This is a genomic window from Pseudoxanthomonas jiangsuensis, assembly GCF_010093185.1.
GTDB lineage: Bacteria > Pseudomonadota > Gammaproteobacteria > Xanthomonadales > Xanthomonadaceae > Pseudoxanthomonas > Pseudoxanthomonas jiangsuensis.
This window is the reverse complement of sequence record NZ_PDWL01000053.1, coordinates 1-3,093: the sequence shown is the minus strand read 5'-3', so window position 1 is coordinate 3,093 and position 3,093 is coordinate 1. Positions and strand designations below refer to the sequence as shown.

Annotated in this window: 3 protein-coding genes; all 3 read right to left on the bottom strand. The window is 72.8% G+C overall.

Annotated features, from left to right (window positions below):
* Nucleotides 1-193: 193 nt before the first annotated feature.
* Complete coding sequence (locus CSC62_RS17075) at nucleotides 194-1,336, bottom strand: septal ring lytic transglycosylase RlpA family protein (RefSeq protein WP_162407879.1); 1,143 nt, start codon at nucleotides 1,334-1,336, stop codon at nucleotides 194-196.
* Nucleotides 1,333-2,457 (bottom strand): lytic murein transglycosylase B, encoded by a 1,125-nt coding sequence (mltB, locus tag CSC62_RS17070; RefSeq protein WP_162407880.1) that lies wholly within the window; start codon nucleotides 2,455-2,457, stop codon nucleotides 1,333-1,335. Before mltB ends, CSC62_RS17075 begins: the two co-directional genes overlap by 4 nt.
* Nucleotides 2,458-2,513: 56 nt before the next feature.
* The coding region (locus CSC62_RS17065) for an FtsW/RodA/SpoVE family cell cycle protein (RefSeq protein ID WP_162407878.1) at nucleotides 2,514-3,093 on the bottom strand (580 nt) is incomplete at its 5' end.

Genomic DNA, 3,093 nt, shown 5'->3' with positions numbered 1-3,093 from the left:
GGGGGAGCCGGCGCGGGCGCCTGGGCGAGCGCCAGGCCGACCGAGAACGTGGTGGCCAGGGCGACGGCCGCGAGCGTGGCGGAGGTGGAACGGAACTTCATGCGGGCGGGGACTCCGGGAACGAAAGCGGGAAACAGGATTGAGGCGGATCGGGGCGGATTGTATCGGCGCGCCGGCACGGTGCCGGCGCGGCTCACTCGCGCACCGGCTGCGGGGTACCGAAACCGAGACCGGCGATGCGCTCGGCAAGTTCCGCCGCGTCGGTGCCGGCTGCGGCCACCCGCAGCCGCCACAGGGTGCGGCCGCCGGCGACCACGTCGTCCAGGCGCGCGCCGGCGATCCCGGCGGCGAGCAGCCGGTCCAGTGCGCGGCGGGCGTTGTCGAGGCTGGAGAAGCTGGCGACCTGCAGCAGGGAACCGGCCCCGGTCGACGGTGCGGATGCGCCGATCGCGGGGGACGCGACGGCGGTCGCCGTGACCGGTGCGGCGGCGATGGCGGGCGGCGGGCCGGCCGGCAGCGCCTGCACCAGCTGGTCCAGTCCGGTCGCCGGCGTGGCCGGCGCGGTGACCACGGCGGTGCGCGACGGTGCGACGGCAGCCTTGGACGCGGGCGTCCTGCCGGCGGCCGGCGACGCGGCCAGCACCGGTCCGGCATCGGCATCGCCCGGGGTCAGCGCGCGCACCTCCACCCGGCCGGTGCCGCGGGCGACGATGTCCAGCTTCACCGCCGCCGCGTAGCTCAGGTCGATCACCCGGCCTTCGTGGAAGGGACCGCGGTCGTTAACCCGCACCACCACCGAGCGGCCGTTGTCCAAGTTGGTGACCCGGGCGAAGCTGGGCAAGGGCAGCGACTTGTGCGCGGCGCTGAAGGCGTACATGTCGTACACCTCCTGGTTGGAGGTGCGGCGGCCGTGGAACTTGCTGCCGTAGTAGGAGGCGGTGCCCTGCTCGACGTAGCCGTGGGGACGCGCCAGCACCTGGTACTGGCGCCCGAGCACGCTGTACGGCGAGCGGTTGCCGACCGCCGAGCGCGGCAGGTCCAACACCTGCGGCTCGGGGATGCAATCCACGTTGGGCACGTAGTCCGGGGTGCGGTCGGGCACGCCGGGCTTGTACAGGCCGCCGGCGGTGTAGTCGCCGCGGGTGGACGGATCTTCCTGGGCCGCGGCGTAGGGCGAGGTGCCGGTGCAGTCGGTCTTGGCCGTTGCCGCACCGGCCACGGGGGTGCCGGACGGGACGGCCTGCGGTTTCTTCGGCGTGCCGGCACAGGCGGCCAGCGCCAGCATCGCGGCCGCGGCCGCCGCGCGCAGCAGTGCGGCCGGCAGGCGCGGGCTCATGCCGGCGGGATCTCGCGCCCGGCGATGGCCTGCGACAGCTGGAACACCGCCATCGCGTACATCTTGGAGATGTTGTAGCGGGTGATCGCGTAGTAGTTGCGGAAACCCAGCCAGTACTGCGGCCCGGCGCTGCCGGCCAGCGAGACCGGGGTGGCGGTGGCGTCGGCGGGCACCGGCTGCTGCGGCGCGTAGCCGCGCGCGGCCAGGTCGGCCAGGCTGTGCTCCGGGGTCCAGTCGACCGGGTCGAACGGCTCGCGTCCGGCCTCCAGGGTGGCCGGCACCGCGACCGGGCCGCCGCGGACCCAGCCGCCCTTCTTCACGAAGTAGTTGGCGATCGAGGCGAATACGTCGTCCAGGCTGGCGAACAGGTCGCGGCGGCCGTCGCCGTCGCCGTCCACCGCGAACTGGCGGTAGCTCGACGGCATGAACTGGCCCATGCCCATCGCCCCGGCGTAGCTGCCCTTGAGCGCGGTGATGTCCAGGTTTTCCTCGCGGCCGAGGGCGAACAGCTGGGCCAGCTCGTCGCGGAAGAACAGCTCGCGCCGGACCTCGCGTTCGAGCTTGGCCGGGTCGCCGCTGCGCGGGTAGCGGAAGGCCAGGGTGTAGAGCGCGTCGAGCACCGAATAACGGCCGGTGTTGCCGCCGTAGCTGGTTTCCACGCCGATGATCGCCACGATCAGCTCGGCCGGCACGCCGGTATCGGCCTGGACCTTCTCCAGCGCGGCGCGGTGCCTGGCCAGGAAGGCGCGGCCGCCGTCGATCCGGGCTTGGGTGATGAACATCGGCCGGTATTCGGACCAGGGCTTGACCCGCTCGGCCGGCCGCGACATCGCCGCGACCACGCTGTCGAGGAAGCTGGCCTTGGCCAGGGTGGCCTCGATCTGCGCGGCGGGGATGCCGTATTGAGCGCTGGTGTCGCGCACGAAGTTGGCGCGCGCGGTCTCGAACGGCACCGGGGTCAGGTCCACCGGCGGCAGGGCCGGCGCCTCGACGGCGGTCTCGGCGGGCCGGGCCGGCGACGGCGCCACCGCCGCGGCCGGCGGGTTCGGTGCCAGCGCCTCCTTCGGCGTGCAGCCGAGCAGGCCAAGGGCGATCAGGCTGGTCAGCGCGGGCTTCATCATCATCGAAGGCAGATTAGCATTGTGCGCAAACCCGCGGAACCGGCGGGGTTTTTGCGCTAGCGGTAGCCATGCACCGGGCGGTGGCTGCGCACCGCCATCACCAGGCCCAGCCCGGCCAGCAGGGAGACCGCCGAGGTGCCGCCGTAGCTCAGCAACGGCATCGGCACCCCGACCACCGGCAGCAGCCCGGAGACCATGCCGCCGTTGACCAGCACGTAGACGAAGAAGGCCAGGCCCAGCGAACCGGCCAGCAGCCGCGAATAGGTGTCGCGCGCGTCCACCGCGATCCACAGGCAGCGGCCGATCACGAACAGGTACAGCGCCAGCACCACGGCCACCCCGATCCAGCCGAACTCCTCGCTCAGCACCGCGAACACGAAGTCCGTGGTCTGCTCCGGGATGAAGTTCAGGTGCGACTGGCTGCCCTCGCCCCAGCCCTTGCCGGTCAGCCCGCCCGAGCCGATCGCGATCTTGGACTGGATGATGTTCCAGCCGGTGCCCAGCGGGTCGGTTTCCGGGTCCAGGAAGGTCAGGATCCGGTCCTTCTGGTAAGGCCGCAAAAGCCAGAACCAGGCCACCGGCGCCACCGCCGCGCCCCCGCCCACACGCCGCCGGCCTGCTCGACACCTTCGCCAT